Raw genomic sequence first — 23,505 nt, forward strand, 5'->3', positions numbered from 1 at the left:
GGTAGCGAAATTCCTTGTCGGGTAAGTTCCGACCTGCACGAATGGTGTAACCATGGCCACGCTGTCTCCACCCGAGACTCAGTGAAATTGAAATCGCAGTGAAGATGCTGTGTACCCGCGGCTAGACGGAAAGACCCCGTGAACCTTTACTACAGCTTGGCACTGAACATTGACCCTACATGTGTAGGATAGGTGGGAGGCTTTGAAGCAGGAACGCTAGTTTCTGTGGAGCCGACCTTGAAATACCACCCTTGTAGTGTTGATGTTCTAACTTAGGCCCCTGAACCGGGGTTGAGGACAGTGCCTGGTGGGTAGTTTGACTGGGGCGGTCTCCTCCCAAAGAGTAACGGAGGAGCACGAAGGTTTGCTAAGTACGGTCGGACATCGTACGGTTAGTGTAATGGTAGAAGCAAGCTTAACTGCGAGACAGACACGTCGAGCAGGTACGAAAGTAGGTCATAGTGATCCGGTGGTTCTGAATGGAAGGGCCATCGCTCAACGGATAAAAGGTACTCCGGGGATAACAGGCTGATACCGCCCAAGAGTTCATATCGACGGCGGTGTTTGGCACCTCGATGTCGGCTCATCACATCCTGGGGCTGAAGTCGGTCCCAAGGGTATGGCTGTTCGCCATTTAAAGTGGTACGCGAGCTGGGTTTAGAACGTCGTGAGACAGTTCGGTCCCTATCTGCCGTGGGCGTTTGAGAATTGAGAGGGGCTGCTCCTAGTACGAGAGGACCGGAGTGGACGAACCGCTGGTGTTCGGGTTGTGATGCCAATTGCATTGCCCGGTAGCTACGTTCGGAACTGATAACCGCTGAAAGCATCTAAGCGGGAAGCAGGCCTCGAGATGAGTTCTCACTTTGACTTAGAGTCAACTGAAGGGCCGTTGAAGACTACAACGTTGATAGGCGAGATGTGGAAGTGCTGTGAGGCATTAAGCTAACTCGTACTAATTACCCGTGAGGCTTAACCATACAACGCCAAAGTGGTTTAGTGACAGAAGTTAATAGACTGAAGTAGACAAAAGAATTTAATAAGCTTTTTCCAGATTTAAGAATTAAACAAGGTGACCAACCTCAGCGGTATCGCGAAATCGGTTCACCTTGCGCAAATGGAATGCTCGTGCGAGGCACGATGTCATTAGACATTTGCACCCAGATTTCCTGATGACCATAGCGTTTTGGAACCACCTGACCCCATGCCGAACTCAGAAGTGAAACAAAACAGCGTCGATGATAGTGTGGGCTTCCCATGTGAAAGTAGAACATCGTCAGGGCCTTATTAAAGAAACCCGTTGCAGCAATGCGACGGGTTTTTTGCTGTTTGGGGCATAGAGATTTGAGATATAAAACCTCGCGAGGTAAACTCGCTCCTACCACAGCATCAGCACTGACCAGTGTGGTCGGAGGTGGTTTACCCACCGAGCTGTTGGGCTCCCCAAACAAAGAGAGTAAAACATCCTAGTTCGTAGCGAGCCAGGGCCTTATTAAAGATCGCGAGGTGAACTCGCTCCTACCACCGCATCAGTACTGAGCTGCATGGTCGGAGGTGGTTTACCCGCCGAGCTATTAGGCTTCCCAAACAAAAAGAATAAAACATCCTTCTTCGTAGCGAGCTAGGGCCTTATTAAAGGTCGATTAACAGCATTCATCCATGGATCTAATCGACATTAGTACATCCATGTTACGTCAAACCCGTTGCAGCAAATGTGACGGGTTTTTTGCTGTTTTGGGTATAGAGATTTGAGATATAAAACCTCGCGAGGTGAACTCGCTCCTACCACCACATCAGCATAGAGCAGTATGGTCGGAGGTGGTTTACCCGCCGAGCTATTAGGCTTCTCAAGCAAAAAGAATAAAACATCCTAGTTTGATGCCGCGCGCGAAAACTTAATAGAAAATGTGCGAAAACCGCGAAAAGTCAACTTTTAATATGTTTAAAGAGGTTTTAACAAGTTAAAAGTGTCTATTAGTAAGCTAGACACTTTCATGATTCAGGTTTCAATCAGTCTTCATGTCGTATTTTTAAACAGTTTCTGATTCTTCGAATATCTTTGATGGGAATAAGTTTCTTGAGATGATTTTCTCAGATAACTTTTTCTTCTTCTGGCCAGGTGCATTCATATATGCTCGCAAGCTTTTTCCTTTTGGTACAGTTACTAATAATGTATATGTATCTTCATTACTTCCTTTTACTTCACGCCGTTCTTCAATCAGCTCTGTGAGCTCGGTTCTTGAAATTAAACAAATTTGCCGATCCTCCACACATACAAGAGCAACAAAAGCTTTTTTAGCTCTACTCTCGATTTCCTTAAGTTCTTTCAAATGTGATTTGTTGAATGTGAAGCTGTACTCCTTAAATGCCTTAGTTGGTTTTGTCGAGTATTTGAAGTAAACAGCAATATCATTATTTATCAGAAAGCTGCTACGTGAAACTTTTTTCCCATCTCTAAACGCATTAATAGCAGTAAATTGTGCATGCTCAGCTATTTGAGTCAACGCGGCTCCATGGTAAAGGTGATCGTCATTAATTTTCATTTGAGTTCTTATCCTTATGATTAAATAATAAATGTAGTGCTCGAACTATTTAGCTAGTTTTATTACATTAAATTCACACTATAAGTGATTCTGGGTAGCTTATCTTTGATCTCTGACACTAAATTACTACCTCACTAAACGGCAGGTCTGGCGCTTGCCCTATGATGCGATCATTTTCAATGTAGACCGAACCTGACTCAATACTATCACCTAAAACACGGCTTGTGGTTCCATCTGTGTGTTCTACTGTTGTTGTACCATCATTATTCACAGTTAACACTTTTACTATACTGCGCTGTGTGCCGGAGAGTACTGAACCGAGCCTGTTTAGTGTGTTAGACATTGCGTACCGCCTGAATTGTTTGATTTACCATAATCGCGCCTTGGTTATTGATACTGGCAGAGATAGCCAGTGAGTCCACGGTTGCTTTGTATAGCTCGTCTTCGAACCTTACACCTAATAACATGCCTGGTCTGATTGGTGGCAGGTCTTGCTTCAGCTTGGTGCGAATGTTTGCGGTTCGTTTGTTACCACTTCTGGCAAGTTCGCACGTACCACGTTGGCGTGCTGCCTGCACATCAGTAATTAGATTGTCTACAATGTCGCGGGCATAATCAGTTGCAGGAGTGCCTTGGCGCTTGATTTTACATGCAACGCCTTGCTGCTCACCTCTCACAAAAATAACGTTGTGCTCAGGCTGAATGGTGTCTCGTGTATTGTGCTCTAGTATTAGAGCATCATTGAGAATGACATCTGGCGTTGCTTGCTCCGTACTCCACGGATTAACTGGCCACTCAGGCACAACCGAGACAGTTTTAGTTGTATCGTTAATGTCCAGAATAGCACCAATGCTACTGGCTACTTTTAATAGTGCAGCAGCTGGCGTCAATCCTCGATACGAAAACGCCCCCTCAGGGATTGGGTAATCAATCATTTGGTTGTCTAACGTCCAACCTGTGTTATCTAAAATGTCGGTCATGATACCTGCTAGTGTCTTGTCTACGGTATTTACGTAATTACGCTCCCGCTGATACGGTGCTGCAAGCTCTGCGAATCGAGAACGAATCGACGCGCTGTAGCTATTATTTGCAAATCGATTGCTTGTACTGGGTTGCTCGCAAATCATGATGAACTCGTAGCCATTAATGACTAGCTTTAACTGCTGGCCAATCGCACGCTCCATATCAATTCTGCTGCAAAACTTGATGTTGCCCGTTGCAGCAAACTGGCCACGCTGCCATGTACAGGTGATATTGTTGATTAGAATTTTTAAATCATCACTTAGTCGATTACAGCTGATTGATGGTTGCATGATGTAATATCTCTGTATCTGTGGCTCTATTGGAATTTTGGAATCAATGGGGGGAATGTCATCGTCTGAGCGAACTGGCCCACCAGGTAATCCCCAGTAGCAAACCTTTTCATACTGTGACATTCTGAGTTTAACAACGCCTATCTGTGGGGTGGCATTCAGCGCGTTATTAAATCGCACGATGACCTTGCCTTTGCGAGGATGGTTTACTCGGTAGCAAATATATGCGCGTTCACTCGGCCCGTAATGGATGCAAAGTGCGGTTTCATGTTGTGATGCTTCGCGCCAAACTTGAGTTGTTTCAACGTACTTTGCCTGCCCTTTACTCCAACTAAAGTCACTTTCCTTTGTGATAACCGACATACTGCTTTTCCAACCTGTATTTACTTGCTGCTCAATAGCAGTTTGGTTTGCATGCCAAAGTAAGGAAGTCTCTCTGTGAAGTGCAACTGCGTTCGCCCAGCTCATTTGATAAATTGTGTCTAGTGAAAATGCGTTGGTGTATTGCAATGCAACCAGCACGGCATAGTTGTCATTATTTGAGTAAGCTACATCAAAATAGGCCACTACCTCCTTGTCTTCAATCGGTTGAGTCGTGCCACCGCCAAACCTGACAACCAGCGGACTGGTATAGTTATTTGCAGGCGTCGTAAACCTGGCCGTTATCACTCAACAACTCCTGGTAACGCAGCTTGCACCCGGTCGATAATTTCTGCATTATACTGAGGAGGCAAATCCAACTTTCCATCATCAAAAATAGTTACTGTGAGAGTTGCATCTATTGTGTAATCAAGCGGTGTTGTGATTGTTACAACCGTAATGCTGGTCACTCGACCGTGCCATATAATCTCTTGAGTATTTCTGTTCTGAACTAATACACGGGTCGCATTAGGATCTAAATCAAGTTCTAGCAATCCGATATTTTGAACATAGTTAGGCTGTATTTTTTTATATCGGAACATCACCACTGCTCCATGTTGATCCAAACATGGCTACAATTTGCATCTGCCGAATGCAATTGAAAGTACCTATGTCCATCGATGGTCAATTCCTGGGGCCAATATGAGTCTTTGTTTAGTCCACGCATAGTATTAATTAAACCTGGCATATAACCTCTTAATGTAGGTTTTGTCGGGTCAATTAATGCTGGAATATTTTTAGATGCATCATTCATCAAAGGAATAGGAGCTATCCCTAAGATCTCAGCACTATCATCTGCAATATGTATATTGCTTCGCTCAAAAGTAACTCTGGGTGAATAGAGATCGAAGCTGGTTGAGTTATCAGCGGCAAAAATTTTTACTCCAGTGGTTGATGATGTACTACCAATATCTCTGACCATAGAACCCAAAGAACTTGCCCAATTACTTGATGTTTCGTCACTGCTCGCTGGGCTATGAAAAGCAATAAATTGTCCTGCATCTGCTGCAAGTTCTTTTGTGTAATCACCGACAAATAACTCACATTGATAGTAATTTGAGGCTGACACTTTATAACGAGGGTTGTTATTACTCCCAGTTTCATCCACCCAAGCCAGTATCAGATAAAATGCACTTGCTGTACCTATGACAACCCAAGCTTTAGTTTGCGTCGTAGATGAAACAGGATGGTAAAATGACTGTGTAAACCCCGAATGATGTGAGACCTCAGAGTTTATAAATGATTTTGCTGCTTGAAATAGCATGCCACTTGAAGTACTCAACCGAGCCCCCCAATCACCAGCATATGGCCAAAACCGCACCATGCCTCCGCTGCCGCCTTTTGAAGTATCGTTTTGATAAACCACACCATTGGCGTCATCAAATACTTTTGACCAACCCAACGGCTGTTTAGAGCCATACCCATTTACTAAGCATGCATCTAACACCGTTTTAATTTGGTTGGCTGTACCGTACGGCTCTGTGATTTGTGGGGCACCTTCGTCATCCCATCTATATACTGTTACTGGTGTTGGCATTAGTCTTTACTCCCTCTAAATCCAAGCGTGGATTTATCATATTTAATTTCTGTGTGTCCTGGGCTTACCGAGCGCGTCAGCATAACTGGCTTGCTTGCTGTGGTGGTTTCAAACAAAAACGCTTCGCCTGGATTCAATCCAGCGCCAAAAGCTTCTTTGCGTAAAACAAAAAATGGTGAGCCTGCATTGGCATTAATGGGCGTGCAGTCGCTGGTAATGTCGCCGTTATAAATGGTGCCTACATGCTCGCCCACCACATAAAACGCAGTAGTGCTGGTAAATACAATGGCCCAGCGCTGGGCAATGGTGCCTAGGTTGCTTAGCTCAATTGGGTATTGTGTGGTGTTGATTGCGCTCGATGCCGGAGAGCCAAAATCACCAAAGTTATTTTGCCAGGCTGAGAGTGTCCGCTCGTCTTTTGTTAGCGCTTGTAGATCTCCAAGTACGTAAGTGCTTGAGACCGTTGCGCCAACGTTATATGGTCTTTTCAGTGGTGAGAGTATTTTGAGCGTGTCGCCGTCGATTGCATCCACTAAGACCAACTCACTCAAGACGGTGGTTATGATGAACGGGCCAGAAAAGTTGGCAATGCCTGGCTTGATTGTGACTTTGCCAGTGTCCTCGTCATAGCTGTAATTGTCATGATTGGCGCTGTAGAGCGATAGGCCATCATTATCAACAATATCTACCCAGTTGGCATTAGCAGTAACGGTTAGCTCTTGGCCATTGCTGAGCGTAGGGTGTTGGGTTCGGTTACGCTCTTGCACGCACACAAGATTAAACTCGTGAAATATCGGCACATAGCCGCCTTCCGGTAGTTTGCTGCGGTCAATGCCACCAGGTGGGCTAGGCACATTTATTTCGGTGACTTCGTCATAGTCGTAGCTAATAGAGTCTTGCAGTACATCCACGGTAAATTGAAGCTCAACGACTCCTGTACTGTTCACTGAACCAGAGATATTGGTGCCAGTAATGTTTCCATTGTCATCGCTTGATGCACTGAACTCTACACCTGCTTCTGACTTTGCGCGGATATAGATACTACTTCTGGAAAACTTGGATGATGGCAAGCTAAATTGTAGTTCACTCAATGTGAGTGGTTTGCGTTGAATTAGCGCACCAAGTTCTTCAGATACCGTCCCTTGGTAATCAATGGGTTCAATTTCAGTTATTACACCTGTGTCATAGTCAATGCGAGCAATGACATAACCGGAGTGGATGAAGCGGCCTATACCATCGTCGGTAATAACCTGAGACGAGCCTTGCTTTTTCAATCGAACGGTTTTTGGTACAACGGTTTCTGTACTACCTAAATTCAGGTCTGGGCCATCCGAGAATGAGTGAAAACGAAAGTCTTGGTTCGACAAGTAATAAAGCCAAAGAAAGTCACCCTCGAACACGAAATGCCCAGGTGGCAGGCTACCAGAAACGGTTGTCCCTGATAGGGTTGAATTATTTACGGTATAAGTTATTTTGTCGTAATAATCACCAGGCCCATTGTTATTCCCTCGATAAAAGCGATACTGCAAAAAGCGGTTTGCGTTGTAACTCTGTAAAATGTCAGGCACGTCGATATTGTATTCCCTGAGATTGCCAAAGCTCTCGACTTTCTTGTACTTATAAATAGTTTCCGTTGCAGGTCTTAAACCTTGTTTGGTTTCAACACGCTTAACGGTTGGCGCGAGAGAACGATGAACCTCTTTTAGCTTTAGTGTGAGCTCTCCTTGCTCATATGGTGCAACTAAATGACTCAACCCGTGGTACTTGATCGTGCTGGCAGTCATAAGTTCCAACATATCTTCAAGCAGTGAATCGTCTCGTAAATTTGGAGACTCAACCAGCAGTGTGTGAACCAAAGGATCTTCTGGTTGGTCGGCAATAAATACATGAGCCTTAGATAATTTTGTTGCGTCATCCGTTGCAACAGCGGGGTAAAGCTTGACCAAATCAAAAGCGCTGCGTGCATGGTCGACGTCGCTGATTGAGCTAAATACATCATTTAGCTTTCCGCTTACCACCGCGTTGTTGGTGCGGTGGCCGCCTGCATTGGGGGCGCTGCCAAGCCGCTGGGGCTTAAATATTTTAAGGTGACTTCTTAACATGGTTACACCGTTTTTAGTCGTAAGGTTATGTTTTCAAAAAAATCAGGTGCTGCATCCGAGTAATAACTAACGGCGCTGCCAGTGCAGGGCTTTTGACTGTGGTCCCAAACCACGGTGTATACCGTGCCTCGTATCGATATATCAAACACGGTTAGCGTGGTTCGGCTATGGTCAAATAGTGCAATGTAGGCATTCGCAGTCTCCAGCACGCTCTCAATTGTGATAGGCCGACCAGGTAGCAGCGTTTTTTCAATATGGGGCGCACCGTTAATGGCGAGTTCCGTTTGCTCAGCAACGGCTTGATAATCGTGCTCATCTGTCCACACGGCGTGTGGTAGTTCTATGGCGTTAATTACTATCATTGGGCGTTACTCAATTGTTCTAGCTCTTCTAAAAGTTGATCTCGAATGGTGGTGTACAGCTCGGCGGTGTTACCACTGGGTAATTTGAGTTCCAAGACTATTCGTTTGCCGGATTGCTGGCCTGTCAGTAGGGTTAGCAATTTATCGAGTTTGCCATTGACTGCATCGCTCAATGGCGAGCTATTGTTTGGCCTCGTCGGCACGGGGCTTGGGCTGTAGTACTGAACGTTTTCACGCGGTGTGATTGTGTTTGAACGCGTTGGGCTACGGCTGACACTTGCCACTGTCTTTAATGACTCGCGTTGCCTATTGATTAAATCTCGCAGTGCGCGTTTCTGTTCGCCATCGATGTAAACCAACTGCTTAAATATCCGGTCATATATTTTGGATAGCTCATCCGTGTTTGATGCGGAGTTAATCGCACGTTCAAACTTCTCATATTGACTCTGCTTCATTTTTTCGCGGCGTCTACGCTCTCGCTCGCCGATGACTTCAGCACTTTCAAATCGATATGCCGCACCTCTCCCTGTTTCGTACTTTTCCTGATAGTCCACTATCTGCTCAACCGTTGGGCGGTTGCGGTTTTGGTAGTTACTCATGCTCGTTGCAGCACGGTTGGCGCTTTGGCTGACTTTCTCCAGCTCTTCTTTTTGTTGACGCAGGCTTTTTAGAGACAGTTCATTGGCCTTTGTTGCATCTTCAGTTGCGCGGGTTCCTCGCTTGGTTGCATTCGTTGCCGCATCCTGGGCGTTCTTAAAGTCGCCGAGCAAGTTATTTACCACAGACAAGATTTGGCTAACTCGGTCTTTTTTGTGTTGGTAGTCTTCAGCTGACAACGCGCCAACTTGGTACTGTTGATTAACTTGAGCAAGCTCTTGCTCAAGCTTGCGCTGCTCAAGACTTAACTGCTGCAAGCTTTTGGTTTCTAGCTCTCGTACGCGAGCCAAGTCGGCTTCTTGCTCTACCACCAACCCTGTTTGATGGTTAAGGGCAGCTTGCGCCTTTCGCTTTTGCTCAGCTGAGGCTGTTGAGCTGTCTAGGATTTTTTTATTGTTTTCCATTGCAGCTTTGGTTTTATCCAAAACCGTAGCAAAACGGTTTACTGCATCGCTATTAATGTCTGTGGCAGGTTTGAGCTTGTTAGCAGCGTTAACCAGTTTATCCAATTCAGCAGTTAAACCCAGTGCGGCCGCAGCTGCCTGAACCGATGCTGGCACAGTTTGGTCTGTGGCGCTAGCAGCTTCAATTGCAGCCTGCGCCCATTTTAAAAAGGCGGCTTGCTGCATCGCAACTGGTTCGTTGCTTTGTTGGAGTAATTCAAACGCTCCTTGTAATTTAGTCGCCGTTTGAGTCAGTGCGTCGGCGCTGGTGATACCCAACTCTTTATAGGCTTTGCTTACATCGTTGGTCAAGTATGCTTGGCGTTCTAGCGATTCGTTATGAGATTCAAACTTCGCTTTTAATGAGTCCAGTAATACTAATTTCTGGCTATACTCAGCCCCAGCACCAGCCAGTGCAGTTCGTGCAGACTCAATGGATTGGATAAAACCATCAACACCAGCGCGCACGCCATTTAGATTTTGCGCCTGCTGCTCTAAAGTTTCTATTACACGTAATGCCTCTGGAATTGTGAGCCTAAGTAGCTCTTGGCGCTTGCGCTCTTCTTCAGCGGCAATGCGTGTGGCTTCAGCGAGTGCCTCCGCTTTACGTGCTGCGTTTTCATAGGCTCCGGTTGTTTCGTTCATGACCAACGTGCCAGCAGCCACGGCGGCTTCTAGTTCTTTTAGGTTTGTTACCAGTATGCCAGTGGTTGCACTGATAACTTCAAACTCGCCTTTTAACTTGATAGCTTGTAACTCAGCATTACGCTGGCTTTTAGCTACGTCAGCTTCAGCAACTTTTAACTTTCCGTATTCACCAACTAGGTTGATAACCTCATTGGTTAACGCCAAATACATACCACCCCGAGCAACAAACCCTAGCGCACTGCGCCAACGATTAGCTGCAATGGTGGCCGTGTTGGTAGCTGCTGTGGCTGCGGTTACGGCTGCACTGTAAGTAGTAAATGCTTGGGTGGCACTCACCGCACCGGCGACAACATTACTAAAATAAGAGCCGACTTTAAGCGCCAGCCACGCTTTGGCTACTAATCCTATTTCTTCACGATACTCATACAGCGTAGTGATGGTGTCTTTTATCGCTGTGCCGGTTGCCACAATGGTGTCGCTGATTGACTGCGCCCATTCTTGCAATCGGCCATCGGCCGCCATGGCAGCGAACTCATTGTTGAGTTCGGTGAGTTGGCCTTTAAGCCAGTCCATCGCACCAGACTGCGCAATCATGTTATAAAACTGCTCCAAATTATCTTTGGCGTTAGAGACTTGGCCACTGAACAGCGCCATTTGTGCAGCGGCGCTGCCAGCACTGGCTCGGCCCATTTCATCAATTAGCTGCTTAATGACATCACGGCCCAGTTTTCCGGCGCTAGATAGCTTTTGCAGTTCTTCAACGTTTTTGCCGGTTACGTCTTGCAGCATATCCCATACTGGCACACCGCGCTCAACCAGCTGCAAAATCTCTTCACCTTGCAGCTTTTGTTTGGCCCAAGCTTGGCCAAGTGCGAGGCTTATCCCTTCAACCTCTTGAAACCCTCCACCTAGCTTCAAGGCACTATCTGTGATGGATTGTAGTGTGCCATCCATTGGGTCGAGGCCGAATGCCTTGAGCTTCACAAATGCCTGGCTAACTTCACCCATTTGTAGTGGCGTATTTTTAGTAAATTCAGTTATCCAGGCGCTGGCCTTTTCACCTTGGGCAATGCTGCCCATGAGACCATTCATTTGCACCTGGAGCTTTTCAAATTTATCGCCAGTCTCGAAGACTGAGCGCACGGCTTGGCCAACTTGGTCTAACCCAAAGTAGGCAGCAGCAACAGCGGCGATTTGGCTTGCGACGTTACCAAGACTTGCTGCATGGGCCTTTTGGGCAGCAGAGCCTTGCTTTAGATCTTGTGTAAACCCATCAACGGACTTACCAGCTTTAGTAAAGCCTGCGGCTAAATTACGCTTTGCAACGGTAAGGTCTTTAGTATCAATGCCTGAGCGTTTTAGCTCAGCTTGCAGAGAGTTGTGCTTGGTAATTTGCTGCGTCAGCTCAGCCCGCATTTGCTGCAAGTCGCGCTCTGCAAGGTCAATGCCTCGGGCAAGCTCTACAAATGGTTTGGTGGTGTCTTGTGCTTGTTTTTGTAATTGGTCTAGCGCATGGGCCGCAGCAGCCGTGGCAATTTCTTGTTCTTCAAGCTCTCGCTTGGAACGCTCAAAAGCGTGGATAAGTTCCTGCTGGTTGCCTAGCTCATCAATCACATCGGCGAGTACGCCTGCTTTTTGGCTGGCGTTCTTGGTTGCCGTACCAACTTGGTTTAAGTCATCGCTCAGTGCTTGCGTATTACTCGCTGTGGTTTTCGCTTTATTTGTGACGTCTCTGAGCGATTCACCAAGCTTAGCGCTTGCAGTGGTTGATGATGTTAAGTCATCGGCAAGTTCAGTTGATTGCTTACTAGTTTGCTTTGCAGCTTGGGCTGTCTCATCTAAATTCTGACTGAGCTGGTCAGTGGCAGGTGCAGCATCATCAGCGCTTTGCTCAATGTTTCTTAGCTCAGCAACTAACTGTTCAAGGTTTTGCTTGCCAGTGGCTTCGGCCACTATTCGTAATGCGAGCTGGAGTGTTTTATCTGCCATGCCATTTACTCAGTTTGAAAAGAGGTTTGAAATAGTAAAAAGGGGCCGAGGCCCCAACGGGAACAGTGAGGGTTATGCGCTTATTTCGTCCACAACAAATGGGGCACCTTTCCCGGCCTTGACCTTGGCCGTACCCTCCAGCTCAGCACCAACGTATTCAGTACTTGCCAAGTCCAGCTCTGAGGTGGGTGACATTGAAACGTCGTAAATATCAAACTCCACCTGTTTACCGCTGGCTAGGTTCTCACCCTCACCAAATAGGCGCAGTCGTGATTGCGATTTCAATCCACCTTTGATGCGTTTGCCACTGCGGGCGTTGTATTGGCCAGTAAATGTCACTGCGCCGCCGCTCTCTACAGCACCACCAGGTAATGCACGGATCAGCCCCAGCGCAAAATTGACTTCATAATCAGTGTGCAGCGTCAACGGGGTTGCCCCTTGCTTTACGTCCATTCCAACTTCAGCAAAGTTTTTATGGCCGAGCTCCACCCACTTATGATCCGCAGGTAAAGTGACGGGCTTGTCCGTCAACTGTCCACTGGCATCATTAATGGTTGCAACTTCACCCATCAAAGCTAATGCAACCAGCTCTGCTGGTTGGTCATCAAATGCCCAGCTGACTGTGGTGGGTTTAGCAATGCGTACATCGTCTAACGCTTGGCCATAGTCCGCCTTTTTATTCGATGTTCGTACTTTGGATTCTGCCTCAGTTTTTATGGCTAATTTTGTGGTATTGATTGGGCCAATCACGCCGCCATCGGGCTGGCCATTGGCATTAAGGCGCTGAACAAATACATTGCCAGCAATTAAGTAACCGTCACTCATTATCGGTTTCCTCGCATTCTCATTTGACAGGTAAAGGCCAGCGGGTAAAACGCATGGCCGCTTGTGTATCTTGGTTTGATTGGGGTGTTAACACGCTGCCAAGGGCCAGCATCGCCAGTCATCTTTCCGGCAATGGCACGAATGGTAGCGGCAATGTTTTTGCCTGCGGCCTTGCTGGCTTTTCGCTCAGCTAGAATTACTAACCAAGTTTGTTTTAACTGGGTGTTCGCTCCAGCGTGCGCAGTTTCGGCTAGCTGCTCGCCGTAGTAGAGATAAAACAAGCTCGGGGTATGATTGGTTTTGTCTATCTCGGCTAAGTCATCGAGTGCCTTAACGTGGCGTATACCAGGCACTGCACTTAGGGCAGTTTCTAACAGTTGGCCCGCTGCTAAAAAGTCATCTTTAATTTCAAACATCAGATGAATCCTTTGGCTTTATTGCGAGCAAAAACGCTGCCTGCTGATTCCATCAGGGCGGTGTCGTTAGTGGTGGCTTTATCACCTTGGCTATCGATACCCAGCGACACCGTGCCTGCATTAACCGCTTTTAAAAACTTCACTGCATCCATGTAGCGTTGGTGAATATGCTCCGGCGCGTTATCGCCGCTTAAAAAGTAGCGGGCAATATCACAACAAATGCGCACCAATGCCGTTGGTACAATGTTAAGTGGCAGCGTGTAACGGCCAGAGAGATAAGCATTTATCTCAGCTGTTGCATCTTCCAACGCTTGAGTGAGCACAGCCATATCCACTTCACCTGGTGTGCTGGGTTCACGCTCAGTAAGCAGCACCAAGTCTTGGTGATTAAAGCGAGCTTGCATGTCTTCAGCGGCAGCGTAGGTCATGGCTTATTGCTCCACGTTCTTTATGGCAGATTGGTAAATCTGCCATGCAGCATCACGCTGAGCAGCGGTTGGCTTTAGTTCACCAGTGACTGTCTCACCATTTTCATCATCACTGATTGAGATGGTTAGCTGCTCGACCGAAGGCTTTTTAGTGAACTGCTCAATGGCCATTACACCAATGAATGGGTGCAGATCTGGATCAACACCTGCAAGGTCAATTTCAACGCCCTCTACACTGGTACAAATACTTCCTGGCTCCACGTTTGGTGTCGTTGTTGTATCTTCACTCGCTTGAGCAATGCGCGACACCGCAAGGCGTGGATCTGCTTCCAAATTCTCCAGTTGTTCAATAGAGATTTTTTCTGCGGGGATGGTGTTTTCACCACTTTGCAAAGTGATCCTCGCTCGCCTATAGCCCGTAGGCTGTGAGTTATGGATCTTGATAAAAGCCAAACCAATGGCGCTAGCAATCTGAGTCTTTTCCATTTCATAGGTTCTCTCTAGAAGCTCTGGTGTGTAACTCACCAGAGCGATTAACTTACGGGTGGATTACGCGTCTAAGTAGTCCGCTACGCAGAGCTTCAAGCGGCCTTTGAGTTCATTAGATGTGTTGTTTTCGATTTCGCGCTCAAGCAGTTTGGTTGCGACATCTTCAAGCTCTGGTGGCACAACCAATTTAGTCGGGCGAATACCAAGCTTGCGACCACCGTCAGCTTTGAAAGCACGCATCCGTTTAATTGCGTCCCACATGTTGTCGGCATTCAGTGCGCGTTTGTTTGCAAAGGCCAACTGCCAGAAACTAAAGCCTGCGGCATCACGACAATCTACGCCGTAACGGAATAGCTTTTTGGTGAACACGGCTTCGTCATCAATTTTGGTCATACTGACAAAAACGGGCTTCTTACGTTCTTGGAATATGATTGGCTTAATGACTTTCGAGCCATCAATCACATACCAGATTGGCCCTGTATAAGTGCCGTCTTCAGCCATGTTGGCAACGCTTTCAACTGCGCCAGTACCATCTACTTTTTCGTAAACAGGGTGGTCAGTATCAAAATAGTTTTGGCCGTCATAGCAAAGCGTGGTAAAGCCTGCTCTAAGCAGCGGCCAGCACACTTCATCCGGGTGAATGCCCGCTGAGCGTCCCAGTTCTTGCATAAGTGGCGCATATACGCCTAGCTCATCATCTTCAATGTCGTTACGGTCAACACTAACTGAGCCTTCAAAATCTTCATTCACAATCGTGTAGCCGTGGGCTTTCATGGATTCAAGCTGACGCTCTCCAACCCACTTTTTAAGTGAAGGGAACTTACCAAGCCACCCGTAAGTGTTGCTTTTGGTTTTGGACTGGATCACCGTCGCAATTTCTGTGAATTGTGGTTCGGCTTCACCTAATCCATCTTGGAAATTCTTTTTAAAGCCCGTTTGCAGGCTAGTTATCAGTGCGGGTGTAATAATCGCCATTACTGGTCTTCCTCTTTCAGTGCTGCGTAATTTTTGTGGCTAATACCCAGTTGGTCAGCCGCGTATATATCCTCGGCAGACAAAGCGGCAACGCCTGTTTTGTCCTGCGATGGTGTTGGGGTTGGTTTGGACTGCTGAGCGTTTAGCGCTGCAATAGGTTGTCGGCTATCTAACACCGCATTGAGGGCGGCAAGGCCCTTTTGCTCACCAAGCTGCTTGAGGTAATCAATCTCGGCAGCAATCACGCGGCCCTCAGCTTTGGCTTTATCAATAGCGGTCTCAATAGTCACCCCTTGGTGCTGGCTATTGAGTGCGGCCAGTTCGCCACGTAGTGCGTTGTGTACATCAACTGGCACAAACTTGGTTAAGTCCACTGTAGTATTCGACGTGGCTTGCTGAATCTGTGAATTCAAGGCAGCAATTTGCTTGTCTTTACCTTCTGCGCCATCGGCCTTGCTTTTCAGCTCGGTAATGGCCGCTTTGCCTTTTTCGATATGTTCGCTGGTAACATCACCGTCCACGGTAATGCCAAGCGCAGCGAGGAGTTGCTGGGCTTCGTTCATTGGGTTGGTTCCTGTGTTGTTTAATAGGTACTGGGAGTTCAAAACTGCCACTTCATCAAGCCCCGTTAAGGCAGGGTCATTGGTTAAAGCAACATGGAGTAGTACAAGGGGGCGACCTGTTTGCTTGTCGTAAAGAAAAACAGGGCTGACATAACGGTATTCTTTCGCGGTTAAAGCGGCATACGCATTTTTAGTCCATTCAACGCTTCTGGCATAAACGCCTTCACCTGGCACATATTCCAGCGCGTCAGGCTTAAACCAGCCTGACGCGGGTGCGGGCTGACCATTTTTTTCCTTGTGCAAAGTTTGGTGGTCGTAATCAAACAAAAAGTCTTTAGTGCGGGTAGTTGCAGCTAGTGAGAGTGAGTCAAATGCAGTGGCATCCATGAGCCACTTACGGCTTGGTACATCAAAGGGGCGGCCGTCGACGCTTTGAAACTCCCCATCAGGGATAATCAATACGCGCTCACTGACACCTCGCTCATTAGGCAAAGTAGCTAAATTACATATGGCTAAGCCAATATTTTGTGTTGTGGTGTTTGGCATACTCTGGCACTAAAACGTTTGTCTTAGTGCCAGTATGTGGAATTGGGTTGGAAGTGTATTTTAAACTGGATTAAAAAATGAAACTGTGATGTTAGTTCTTTTTGGTTTTATAGTTTTTTACTAATTCAAGTAATATTTCGTGTACGTTGATTGGGTGACTCTCTGAGCTTATTTCAATATTATTTGGTTTAAAGATTTTATTCGCGACTTCTTTTTTTATTTCTGTCTGCGTCTCTGGTGGTAAGTTGGCTACATAAGAAGGTAGGGCACTTAGTTGAAAAGCTGTCAGTCCATCTTCGTATTGTTTTATACGGTGCCTTGAAGATTCTCGAGATAAATATACAGCGGGTACGGATAAGCTAAAAATTAAAATGGCTTTTAGAGTAGTTGAGTGCCATGAAGTGTCAGAAAAGCTCTCGTATAAAACAAATAAAATTGTGGCTATTACAAGGAACATACATACTAAAGCGAGATTCCGAGTTCTATCGGCTGCTCTCTTTTCTCTTTCTGAACTATTTGCAAACTCTGTAGCTGTTAATTTTTGGGAGATAGATTCTAAAAATCTATTTACTTCAACCTCTTTATCCTTGAGGTTTTTTGTAGCGTTAGCTACGGAATCTTTGATATCTTTCAATGCTCTTTCTTTCTCTTCGTCGATATCTTCTATAGAACTGCTAATAGATGATATTTTATTATTCAGTTCCTTAACTTCTTCTGCCCTTTGCTGAAGACTACTTTCCGCATATTTTGAAAGCTCATCGGTTCTTGTCCGACATACTTCCGACATACGTTCAGCACGCTCTAATGCATTTTTGACTTTTAGCTTTAGGGCTTCCAAAGCCTTTTCGCTTTTTTCAATATCCCCTTTTGAATCTATAAATTCCTTTTCGAGTTTTAGCGCTCGGTGTAAGTGGATAAGGTTTGATTGAATTTTACTTATATTGGGGTTTATGTTTTGTTCTTTACTTGTATCATGCTTGTTAAAAGCATCGAGGTCTCCGTGTAATTTGGTAGCTTCATCTGCTAATGATTCTACTGTTTTAAAAAACTCATCAATTGTGCATGCTTCTTCATCAATTGTGTATACTTCATTTTTTTCTTTGGTTAAATTCAAAAGGCTATCACAATTGCTTATAAAGGTTGAAATATTTGGCTCTAAATCATGAGTGTTATTTACTTTGAATTGTGTACTAGAAGTGCCGAGAATTTTTCTCATTTCCTCAACCATCTCTTTAATTGGGAAGTAGATATTCGTAACCGAAAACTCGCTTGTCATTTTAATTCCTTGAAATTATTTTTGAGCTTACAAATTGTTGTAAGAATCGTCTAGAAACGTTTCGAAACGCCCTTAACAGCCATATTACACTACACAACACCCAACGCTAGCACTTGAACATGTAAAAACGCCTCAGAGGGCTTCTGAGGCGTTTTTTAGTTTTCGGTAAAATAGTCACTCAATACTGCCAGAATATCGGATTCCTCATCGGGGCTTACTCCCAGATATTGCCGCTGGTCTATCGCGGCAGGCCCAGGTGCCATTTCTGGCAAGCCGCCAAAATTATGAATAGCAGCATAAGGCTTGTTACTGCCAATCTGTGCCCAAAACGCGCCGCTGTCTGCGGCAATGCTTGATGCTAGTCCGCCAGCGCTGACTTGTAGCATTTGCCCACCAACACGTTGGGGGTTTTGTTTTAGGTAGTTTTCACTAAGCGCTGGCCATGCGATGCCTGTTACAGGGCTGCGCTCTTCAGCAAAAGCGTCTTCCGTTGCGCCTTCCATAATGGCGGCTATCTCGTTCATTGGGTCGCTCAGGTCATCAAAGCGCTGTGCTATTTGTTCAAGCGCCTTAGTTGCATCACCGCTTGTGAGAATTTCAATTCTAGTGGTCATATTGTAATCACTTGGCTGTTGGGTAATAATTGTTTGTGGTGGTAGTGTTTCCAATGGGTAACGGTTATATGCGCTGCATATATGATATGAGTTCGAGTCTCATCCTACCGCCACACCTCATAGGTTCCCCCTTTGATGCCACCTTCAATGTCACCGCTGTCGACTTTAAACACATTAATTAGTGTGTCGCTGTTGCTGTCAAAGCGAACAATCACCTTAATAGTTTTCTCACCTTGGTTTATTACGTACAGTACTTCACTTCGCTCAGGTTCCCACAATACGCTCGCACCGCTTTGGTTAATCCATTTGCTTAGGTTGATATACTCGCTTAGCTCAAGTGCTTGTCCACTGGCTTTGTGTTTTTCACTATGGGCATGAGCAAGCACACGCTCAGACAATACCAGCGTTCTACTCGCATCAATGCCTTTATCTAAAAGCTTTTGGTTTATGTCATCACCTAAAAAGCTCACCACCGTTTTATGTTGTGGCCGTGGGCCAAACGCTCTAAGCCCAGCCGTATCACCTGCAAGCTTTGCTGCTTGATATTGCTCTATGCGTTCAATGCTTTTACGCGTCCACAGCTCAAATGCTTTAGCCCGTTCATCACTATTGTTGAGCGCCTGAATGGTTTCAGCGCGTAGCTGTACGTCTTCGACCTTACCTAGCTTCTGTGCCACAGCCACGTCAGTACCAAAGGCACTTTGACCAGGCGAATAGGCCCAGCCCACATCTGGCGTCATCACATCGCCACTGGGTAACTTAACTCGTGCATGCTCAGTGGTTTTAACTTCGCCAGATTCGCGACTCACAATCTCTGCGTCAAATTGCTGTACATAGCCGCTGCCATCCTCCACGGTTAATCCACGCGCTTTTACTTGTGCCTCAGTGAGCGCACGAACGCGACAGCGACAACCCCAACCATTGGGTGGGTATATGGTTTGCCAAATGGGGTCATCAAACCTAAACACCTTGCCATGCAACAGTTTATGTTCAGGCCGTGTTTGTGCATCATCAATAGCAACATACTGCCAATATGGATGCGTTTTACTGCGAGCCAGCATGCGGCGATAGCGGCCACTCATATAGGCGGTTTGTAGATTGGTGCGATAAATATTGTTTAAGCGGTAGGGGCTACCCAGCTGGATTTCATCACCTTGCTCATTCTTGGCTTTGCCCCACCAATCCAATCGCTGAAGCTCAGGCGTTAGCTGCTCTCTAAATTGTTTTGCCGTTAAGCCTTCAGCAAGCGCCGTGTCGGTGTACTTGCGTATGGCCTCTAGTACTTCCATGCTCTGCACTCGCGCCACGGTAAACGCCTTGGCGTGCGCCGTAGTCAGCACATCGTGCCACTCATCGCTTATCGCATAACCTTTAGATTTAAAGTAAGCCACCGCATCCGCAGGCGGTTTATTAAAAGCAATACTGAGATCAATCATTGATCATGCCCCAAATCTCACTCACAAAAATCAGCTTGGTGAGCATTTCGGTTAGTTGGGCTTGGTCGATTGTGGGATAAAGCTCGGCAAGCTCAATAGCGGCTAACTCTTCGCTTTGGTTAAGTTTGTCCAAAAGTGGTTGCAGCGTTGCTTTGTACTCTTCGCGCATATCGCCACTGGTAATGGCATCAATGGCTGTATCTAACTCTGTTTGTGTGCTGCGTGTTTGGTATTCCGCATTAAGTGCGGCCACTGCTGTATTGAGTGCCGCTGGGTTATTGCCTGGCATAGGCTCGGTTGGCATTTCCAACACAGCTTCGCCTTCGCTTGGTTCAGGTATGTTCAAACGCTCATGCACCCATGTTTTAGGGATCTGCATTCCAAGGCTCACTAGCGAGCGCAGTGGGAAAGCCAGATCGCGCATTTCATCACTAGTCGAGGTATCAAACTCAAAACGTGGCAACCGGCGATTACCGTTGTACGATTTACCATTCAGTGCGTACATGGGGTAGATCACATCGCGGTTTATGGTCTGCTCAAGCTGGTGCAAGTCGCTAAGCGTGATGTCCTCTTTAACTTCTTGGTGAACACTGCCCAGCGCATTGGTACTTGTTTTCCCATCCGCTTGGCTTGTTAGCGTGCCACCTAGTACTGCCTTTGATTGGGTGAGTTCACACCACCTAATCATGCTTTCGAAAGGGTCAGCCTGGCCATTCGCTGCACTTTGAAAATCGATTTCCATTCCTCTTGGAATGATACCGCCAGCGTTATGGCCAATCGCCATCACGGCACGCAGAAGCGTGGCTTTTTCGGGATCCGTTGCGCCACTGGGGTATTTGCCCACTCGCACAGGTAAGCCATAAACCTCTAAAAACTCCGCTAGATCTCGCACGCTAAAATTCTTAAATAGGAATGGCCAAGCAAGTACTGATAGCAAACCTGCACGATGCACGTAACCACTCTTAGATTTATGAATATGCAGCGCCCAACCAAACGGGTTGAGGGCTTCGCCTTCGTCGCTGCTGTCATTCAGCATAATACGGTTAAAGTCACTGGGGTGGGTTTTAAATATGTTTTGGTCTCGGTATGCGTAACCTGTGATCAGCTGCTGCTTCTCGATGTAGTCCCATTGCAACTCGTTGGCGCAAAAGCCTTTTAGCATGGCGTCGGTTAAATCAAATTTAAAATCCGTAAACCAAGTCGCGTCTTCCAATACCTCTTCGAGCATCTCAGCATCGCGCTTTTCAGCGGCGGAGGCATTACGTGGGGGCTTTATCTTCCAATCAAACCCAAGCACAGCACGGCGACGCTTGCCCAGTTCGCAGCTTATGTGACCGTCTTTGTCCTCAATGTCTTTGGCCAAGTCAGCCATCGCTGCCAAATTGCCTTCCTCCGTCTCTTTTAGCAAACTGGCCAGCTTTGCAGGGGTTAGCCCCTGCGTTGGGTGTTCTGCATATTGCCTAAGCAACATGCCCACTTGGGCATTTTCTTCGGTTTGATTTTGATCTAGTTTATTAACTGATAGCGGATCGCCATTAATGTCTACTAGCATAGTTATACTCGCAAAATAGGTTTGATTGATACCACGTACACATCGAGGTCAAGGCTGTAGCGCTCTGCGGCTTCATAGCTGGGGGCTTCAATATCAATAAAGCCGCCTACGGTGGTAAAGATGTATTCGAACTTGATACGCCAGCGCATTACCAGCACCCCGCGCCCTGAAAACTGCCTAAGTCTTCGTAGTTGAAGTCGTTGCTGCCACTTTTGCTTGGTAACGGGGTGAACTCAATCGGGCAACCGTCCATCCAACAAGCTCGGTTTGCCATACAAAGCCCAACAGCAAAGTCACCGTGGCGCTTGTCTGTTTTCTTTTTGCCGTCATGGTCTTTAGTTTTGCCTTTATCAATCTTTGGTATGCCGTTTACCACTTTGATGTGGCACATATCGTCCAACACATTTTGATGACGGGGGATCTCGATATTGTGATCATCTAGTTCACCTTTTAACTTGGGCATCCACTCGGCATACCAGTTATCACTAAGGTGCACGCATTCAACTAATTCAATACCAAATTCTAAGGCTGCTGCTTCTGCGAGATAGCCACCGTTACCTGTGGCATCAAAAGCAGCACCGCGTAGCCGTGGTAGTTGGTGCAATATAAAAAACACCACTTGGCGCTGCACTTCGTAAGGGGCGTTTTTAATTTCAATTACAAAAGGTACGCGCTTGTGTAAGTCAGCACGTATGCGAAGTGGTACTAATGATGTTAAATCTCCCGAGCGCGCAAAATCCTCACCGAAGGCATGTTGTTCTTCAGGGTTGAGTTTATCCAGTAATGGCTGGATCACGTCTTTACAAAACTGTTCTGTTTCCTTGTAGCGCTGCTCTTTGGTCCATGTCATCCACTCATCAGTACATGTTAAACGATGTATTGGAATGCCCTTTGTCATGGCTTCTTCGATAACAACACGTTTTAGATAGTTACCACCACTGCGCTTAGGTACACAAAAATATTCCTCGTCGGCACTCTCTTTATTGGGCGACTCATCAATCCTAGCCTGTCGCCACTCGGCTTCGGCTTCAGGCGACCATTCCCAACCCTTAACAAAGCATATGCGTTTGTATAGGCCATCCTTTAACGCATCATCTAAAGTGATTCGATGAACTGAATAGGGCTTTTTACCTTCGCGGGCATCTTTGATGTACTCATTAAAGAGGTTATCTACACCGTTATGAGTAGAGATGATCCGCACGCGGCTGCCCCACATACGCAAAGCCATTGCAGCCTGAAGCAGTGCATCTAAAGATTCATGGAACGCGGCTTCATCTATAACCACATCACCTTGTAGCCCACGCAGGTTTGAGGGGCGGCTTGATAACGCTTGAATTTTAAATCCGCTGTTAGGAAAGCGGATCATGTACGTTAGGATCTCTTCTTTCTTTTCGCTGTCCCAAAATGTCTGCTCGTATACATCAGCTTTTGCCAACTGGTTAAATGCACGGGCAAACAACGCACAAGCGGCGATGTACTCCAGTGCCATTTCTTGTTTAGAGCCAACGTAAAAAACGTTGCTACCGTGGCGCTTTTTAGGTTTGCTGGCAGTTAACACATTGCGGCCAGCTTCCGCCCACGTTAAACCAGTACGTCGTGACTTTTCAGCAATGCACACCCCTGATTCGTCCTCAAACCAACGTTGTTGGTAGGGTAAAAACACGGGGGCTTTGTCTGGTATTTCAAAGTCATCAGCATCAGGAACGTCAACACCGTAGAGTTGCATTTCCTCTTTTAGGTCTATTTTGGTGGGGCGGCTGGTAGCCGTTAATGTAGGCTTTTCACTCATTACGCTTTACCTAGCAATATGCCACGGATCTTATCTTCTAACTCTTCGCTCATGCCGTCCTCACCGCGTAACTCATCGCCTACGGCGTTTGCCGCTTCTTCAGCGAATGCTTTGCGGATGTCTTTTTCACGCTGGTGAGCCTTCATAGCTGTAGCTTCTAAACGTTGAGCGGCCAGCATAGCGTCTTTAATCATGCCGATATCAACGTCATCATCTTCAGCAGGGTTCAGCATTTGCTTTTGCATGGCGGTAAAGAGTTGTGAGCGGCCCATCTCTAAGATCATTTTAGTGGTGTCGCCCGTAGGTTTATCACCCAGCTCCGCAGTAAGTGCCTTGGTTGTCTCGCGCAGTTCTCTCAGACGCTTGCCAATCGCCTCGGTCTTTTGGGCATGACGACTTAGACCACTTCGAGAGATAGTCGCCTCCTCATCCATGCCCGCATCGAGAATACGCCGATTAATTGCATCTAAAATATCGGCCTGCGAATTGCCGCTATCACGCAGCATTTCATCCAGCATTTTTTTGATGTCTTCAGGCAGCATGTCTATTTTTGAGGGCTTGCCTCTGCGTACAGCATCACTCATA

21 protein-coding genes and 2 rRNA genes (1 of these 23 running past the window's edge) are annotated in these 23,505 nt (G+C 46.6%); 2 read left to right on the forward strand and 21 right to left on the reverse strand.

The window, feature by feature from the left end; translation table 11 throughout:
- Both CWC29_RS22625 and rrf read left to right on the forward strand, forming a co-directional pair.
- A 23S ribosomal RNA gene (locus tag CWC29_RS22625) occupies nucleotides 1-977 on the forward strand (it extends 1,908 nt beyond the left edge of the window).
- 188 nt (nucleotides 978-1,165) lie between these two features.
- A 5S ribosomal RNA gene (rrf, locus tag CWC29_RS22630) occupies nucleotides 1,166-1,279 on the forward strand.
- 748 nt (nucleotides 1,280-2,027) lie between these two features.
- Here the strand turns inward: rrf and CWC29_RS22635 are convergent.
- The 21 genes from CWC29_RS22635 to CWC29_RS22735 form a co-directional block, all read right to left on the reverse strand.
- The gene (locus CWC29_RS22635; protein WP_088531257.1) at nucleotides 2,028-2,540 is read right to left on the reverse strand and encodes a hypothetical protein; all 513 of its coding nucleotides are present in this window, start codon (nucleotides 2,538-2,540) and stop codon (nucleotides 2,028-2,030) included.
- Nucleotides 2,541-2,658: 118 nt separating this feature from the next.
- Nucleotides 2,659-2,883, reverse strand: coding sequence for a hypothetical protein (locus CWC29_RS22640; RefSeq protein WP_138521830.1), 225 nt, complete (start codon nucleotides 2,881-2,883; stop codon nucleotides 2,659-2,661).
- Nucleotides 2,876-4,522 (reverse strand): hypothetical protein, encoded by a 1,647-nt coding sequence (locus tag CWC29_RS22645; RefSeq protein ID WP_138521828.1) that lies wholly within the window; start codon nucleotides 4,520-4,522, stop codon nucleotides 2,876-2,878. The genes CWC29_RS22640 and CWC29_RS22645 overlap by 8 nt, the downstream gene beginning before the upstream one ends.
- The gene (locus tag CWC29_RS22650) at nucleotides 4,519-4,815 is read right to left on the reverse strand and encodes a hypothetical protein (protein WP_138521826.1); all 297 of its coding nucleotides are present in this window, start codon (nucleotides 4,813-4,815) and stop codon (nucleotides 4,519-4,521) included. Before CWC29_RS22650 ends, CWC29_RS22645 begins: the two co-directional genes overlap by 4 nt.
- Nucleotides 4,815-5,810 (reverse strand): hypothetical protein, encoded by a 996-nt coding sequence (locus CWC29_RS22655; protein WP_138521824.1) that lies wholly within the window; start codon nucleotides 5,808-5,810, stop codon nucleotides 4,815-4,817. The genes CWC29_RS22650 and CWC29_RS22655 overlap by 1 nt, the downstream gene beginning before the upstream one ends.
- On the reverse strand, nucleotides 5,810-7,912 hold the full coding sequence (locus tag CWC29_RS22660) for a hypothetical protein (RefSeq protein WP_138521822.1): 2,103 nt from the start codon (nucleotides 7,910-7,912) through the stop codon (nucleotides 5,810-5,812). The genes CWC29_RS22655 and CWC29_RS22660 overlap by 1 nt, the downstream gene beginning before the upstream one ends.
- Before the next feature lie 2 nt (nucleotides 7,913-7,914).
- Nucleotides 7,915-8,274, reverse strand: coding sequence for a hypothetical protein (locus CWC29_RS22665; protein WP_138521820.1), 360 nt, complete (start codon nucleotides 8,272-8,274; stop codon nucleotides 7,915-7,917).
- Nucleotides 8,271-12,011, reverse strand: coding sequence for a tape measure protein (locus CWC29_RS22670; protein ID WP_138521818.1), 3,741 nt, complete (start codon nucleotides 12,009-12,011; stop codon nucleotides 8,271-8,273). Before CWC29_RS22670 ends, CWC29_RS22665 begins: the two co-directional genes overlap by 4 nt.
- Before the next feature lie 72 nt (nucleotides 12,012-12,083).
- Nucleotides 12,084-12,836, reverse strand: coding sequence for a phage tail tube protein (locus CWC29_RS22675; RefSeq protein WP_138521816.1), 753 nt, complete (start codon nucleotides 12,834-12,836; stop codon nucleotides 12,084-12,086).
- Nucleotides 12,836-13,252: a phage tail terminator protein gene (locus CWC29_RS22680; protein ID WP_138521814.1), complete on the reverse strand. Its 417-nt coding sequence runs from the start codon at nucleotides 13,250-13,252 to the stop codon at nucleotides 12,836-12,838. Before CWC29_RS22680 ends, CWC29_RS22675 begins: the two co-directional genes overlap by 1 nt.
- Nucleotides 13,252-13,680: a gp436 family protein gene (locus tag CWC29_RS22685; protein WP_138521812.1), complete on the reverse strand. Its 429-nt coding sequence runs from the start codon at nucleotides 13,678-13,680 to the stop codon at nucleotides 13,252-13,254. The genes CWC29_RS22680 and CWC29_RS22685 overlap by 1 nt, the downstream gene beginning before the upstream one ends.
- Before the next feature lie 3 nt (nucleotides 13,681-13,683).
- Nucleotides 13,684-14,166, reverse strand: a complete 483-nt coding sequence (locus tag CWC29_RS22690) for an HI1506-related protein (RefSeq protein ID WP_138521810.1) — start codon at nucleotides 14,164-14,166, stop codon at nucleotides 13,684-13,686.
- A 63-nt stretch (nucleotides 14,167-14,229) separates the two neighbouring features.
- Nucleotides 14,230-15,144 carry a Mu-like prophage major head subunit gpT family protein gene (locus CWC29_RS22695; protein WP_138521808.1) on the reverse strand — a complete coding sequence of 305 codons (915 nt, stop codon included), beginning with the start codon at nucleotides 15,142-15,144 and terminating at the stop codon, nucleotides 14,230-14,232.
- The gene (locus CWC29_RS22700; protein WP_138521806.1) at nucleotides 15,144-16,253 is read right to left on the reverse strand and encodes a phage protease; all 1,110 of its coding nucleotides are present in this window, start codon (nucleotides 16,251-16,253) and stop codon (nucleotides 15,144-15,146) included. Before CWC29_RS22700 ends, CWC29_RS22695 begins: the two co-directional genes overlap by 1 nt.
- Nucleotides 16,254-16,344: 91 nt before the next feature.
- The gene (locus tag CWC29_RS22705; RefSeq protein WP_138521804.1) at nucleotides 16,345-17,529 is read right to left on the reverse strand and encodes a hypothetical protein; all 1,185 of its coding nucleotides are present in this window, start codon (nucleotides 17,527-17,529) and stop codon (nucleotides 16,345-16,347) included.
- Nucleotides 17,530-17,684: 155 nt separating this feature from the next.
- Nucleotides 17,685-18,143: a phage virion morphogenesis protein gene (locus CWC29_RS22710; RefSeq protein ID WP_138521802.1), complete on the reverse strand. Its 459-nt coding sequence runs from the start codon at nucleotides 18,141-18,143 to the stop codon at nucleotides 17,685-17,687.
- A gap of 104 nt (nucleotides 18,144-18,247) precedes the next feature.
- Nucleotides 18,248-19,579 (reverse strand): phage head morphogenesis protein, encoded by a 1,332-nt coding sequence (locus tag CWC29_RS22715; RefSeq protein WP_138521800.1) that lies wholly within the window; start codon nucleotides 19,577-19,579, stop codon nucleotides 18,248-18,250.
- Complete coding sequence (locus CWC29_RS22720) at nucleotides 19,572-21,131, reverse strand: DUF935 domain-containing protein (protein ID WP_138521798.1); 1,560 nt, start codon at nucleotides 21,129-21,131, stop codon at nucleotides 19,572-19,574. The genes CWC29_RS22715 and CWC29_RS22720 overlap by 8 nt, the downstream gene beginning before the upstream one ends.
- 2 nt (nucleotides 21,132-21,133) lie before the next feature.
- Complete coding sequence (locus tag CWC29_RS22725) at nucleotides 21,134-21,280, reverse strand: hypothetical protein (protein WP_167815475.1); 147 nt, start codon at nucleotides 21,278-21,280, stop codon at nucleotides 21,134-21,136.
- On the reverse strand, nucleotides 21,280-22,920 hold the full coding sequence (locus CWC29_RS22730; protein ID WP_138521796.1) for a terminase large subunit domain-containing protein: 1,641 nt from the start codon (nucleotides 22,918-22,920) through the stop codon (nucleotides 21,280-21,282). Before CWC29_RS22730 ends, CWC29_RS22725 begins: the two co-directional genes overlap by 1 nt.
- On the reverse strand, nucleotides 22,920-23,504 hold the full coding sequence (locus CWC29_RS22735; RefSeq protein WP_138521794.1) for a DUF3486 family protein: 585 nt from the start codon (nucleotides 23,502-23,504) through the stop codon (nucleotides 22,920-22,922). The genes CWC29_RS22730 and CWC29_RS22735 overlap by 1 nt, the downstream gene beginning before the upstream one ends.
- Nucleotide 23,505 lies beyond the last annotated feature (1 nt).

Origin of the sequence: Pseudoalteromonas galatheae (assembly GCF_005886105.2) — a bacterium.
GTDB classification, from domain to species: domain Bacteria; phylum Pseudomonadota; class Gammaproteobacteria; order Enterobacterales; family Alteromonadaceae; genus Pseudoalteromonas; species Pseudoalteromonas galatheae.